2 protein-coding genes are annotated in these 2652 nt (G+C 51.8%); both read right to left on the bottom strand.

All coding sequences use genetic code 11. The annotated features are described in order from the left end of the window. Positions 1-211: 211 nt before the first annotated feature. Positions 212-1282 (bottom strand): ABC transporter permease, encoded by a 1071-nt coding sequence (locus OB13_RS16690; RefSeq protein ID WP_461491315.1) that lies wholly within the window; start codon positions 1280-1282, stop codon positions 212-214. Between the two features lie 14 nt (positions 1283-1296). Further along, positions 1297-2652, bottom strand: a 1356-nt coding sequence (locus OB13_RS16685) for an ABC transporter permease (protein ID WP_461491314.1), incomplete at its 5' end; no start/stop codon positions are given.

The following is a 2652-nucleotide window of genomic DNA, read 5'->3' as shown; positions in this document are numbered from 1 at the left end:
TACAGCTTAACCCATTGGCAAAAGAGGAATCTGTTTGAAGAAAAGTAATTTAAGCAAATCGAATATATAATATAACTTTATTTGATTGTTTGCTAGATAGGATGCTGTATAGAGTGTAAAAACACTTTCGATCAGTATATTACGACCTTGATCCTCTAAATCAGGAATTATATTAGAAAAGCGTTATATAGTAAAAGGTAACGAAAAAGGGCTATACCTTATCCTGGGAAACCCGCAACAAATAATAGCTGCAAGTCTGGAGAGCGAGAACCGTAAGCGAAAGGAAAGCCCCTGGAAAGACGACCAGCCACCAGGCGGAGGTATAGGAGCGTATCCCGGCAATCATTCTGCCCCAGCTCACCAGCTCTGTCGATACCCCAATGTTGAGGAAAGACAGCGTTGACTCCAGCATCATCAGGCCGGCCAATCCAAAGACAAAAGATACCATCACAGGCGGCAGCAGATTCGGGAAAACGTGTCTGTAAATAAGCTGAGGCTGAGACACGCCTATGCTGGTAGCAGCCTCAAAAAAAGGCATTTCCCGGATGCGCAATGTTTCAGCTCTGGCCAGGCGGGCTATACCAGTCCAGTAGGTAAGGATGAGCAGCAATGAGAGCAGCAGGAGCGAGGGGGACGCAAAGGAAGCCAGCACCAGGATCAGGATCAACTTCGGGATGCTTGTCAGCGTCTCGATGAGGCGCAGCACCAGTTGGTCCAGCGGGATGGCCACTTTTTGTCTCAGGTAAGGCCATTGCTTCAGAAATGGTGTCATTCCAATCAGGAGAAAGGCAGGCACCAGCAGCGCGAAAGAAAGAGCAGGTATAAACGCTGTGGTCTCAAACTTAAGCCGGGCCAGCTGCAGCGGCATGAAAATGCCATAGTAACCTATAAAAAACAGAGAGATCAGCCCCATCAACAGTCTTGCCCGGCTCATAGCGGCTTTGTGGTCTCCATACAAACCAGCTGCAGCACCTAAAAGCAAGCCCAGAAATGTCGTCAGCAGCATCACCGGCAGACTGATGACGAGGGCCGTGCGGGCGCCATAAAGCGTGTTGACCAACACATCCCTTCCCAATGCATCCGTTCCCAGCCAGTGAAAAGGCCGGTCTGATTGATAAGTATCCCAGGCAAAAGGTTTCCGGAATACCTGTTCCAAGTCCAGTTCATTCGGCTGAAAAGGCAGCGGCAGCCAGGGCAGTATCACCACCAGTAGCGTGAGCAGGAACAGGTATACCAGTGCCAGGCGAAAAGCAGGTTTGACCTGCCAGGTTTCCCGAATCATATGCAGCAGCCTTCTCATGTGGTAGCGGGACGTATACGTGGGTCTGCCATTGCGTAGAGTAGATCTGCAACCAGATGAGCCAGCTGTTTGAAGATGGCCACCATTACAACAATGCCCACAATGACAGGATAATCCCTGGCCATAACTGAATCGATGAGGAGCCGACCTACACCAGGTATAGCAAAAATTGTTTCGATGACAACGGCTCCTGCCACCAAGGCCGGCAAAAAGTCAGAAAGCAAAGTAATGACAGGGAGCAATGCATTGCGCAGCATGTGCCTGCGGATAACGAGGTTTTCGGATAATCCCTTGGCCCGCGCCGTGCGAATATAATCCTGGTTTGCTGTCCCGGAGAGGGCGTGGTAGAACTGATTGGTCAGGTAAGGCAGGTTAGCCAGGACCAGGCAGAGCATAGGCAGCGCCATGAACTGCAGCCACTGGCTTCTGGCTTGTAGCCAGGTTAAGCTTGTTTCACTGAAATAGCCCATGCCATATACCGGGAACAGCGTCAGAAAAGCGGGGCTGGCCAGCAGGACCAGCAGCAGCATGGCCAGTACGAAGAGCGGTACGCTATCCAGCACAAACAGCGAAGGTAAAACAACTTTCCTCCACGCATACCCTGTGCGGCGAACCATCAGAACAGCCAGCTCCAGGGCAAGCAGTGTGGCCAGGCACAGACTGATGATCAGGAGCCACCAGGTATTGCCGACAGCTTCGAACAGTACTGTGGCCACCGGCCGTCCGTCACGGTAAGAAGTACCGAATTCTCCTATTGCCATACCTGTCAGCCAGTGCTGGTACTGATTGGCCGTGCCATGCCAACGCAGAGAGGGCAGCAGGTAGCTGTAGCGGTTTTGCCCGGACAGCAGGGCAGCTGTATGTTCCTGGAGCTGGCTGCGCTTCAGTAGCGGCTCCGGAAGTAATTGTACGAGGGCAGAAACAGCTTCCTCGATGTGAGCAGGCTTCGGATCCAGGTATAGGGCCTGCAGGTATGGCTCCAGTTTTCTTTTCTCAGCAAGCGTAGTTTCAGCTACGAGATACTTCAGGCACTTATGAAAAGAAGAGACAAGTTGCCAGTCACCATACTGCCAGCTAAGTTGTTTGAGGAACTTACGCTCACTCTCCGGGTAGACGAGGTGGAGCGTATCCGGTTCAGGCTGCGGGCTCAGGCTGAAGTAAAAGAGGGGCAGGTCCTGCCCGGTTTTTGCTAGAAATTCCCTGTAAGTCTGGGCGCGAACGGCAGCCTCGCTTTTGCTGTAATAGCCTGTTTCTGCGTTCTGTATGCTCTCACTGCCATATGCCCCTGGCATCAGCCTGCTGAGCAGAAAAATGAGCGAGGCAATAAACCAAAGAGCAGGAATTGCCAGTAA

Source organism: Pontibacter sp. HJ8, from assembly GCF_054824225.1.
The sequence above is the reverse complement of the archived record's forward strand: the minus strand, read 5'-3'. Positions and strand labels throughout refer to the sequence as shown.

What these genes read in the sequence shown, in the direction of transcription:
- OB13_RS16690 (WP_461491315.1), bottom strand. Translation starts at nt 1,282, where the DNA reads ATGATTCGGGAAACCTGGCAGGTCAAACCTGCTTTTCGCCTGGCACTG.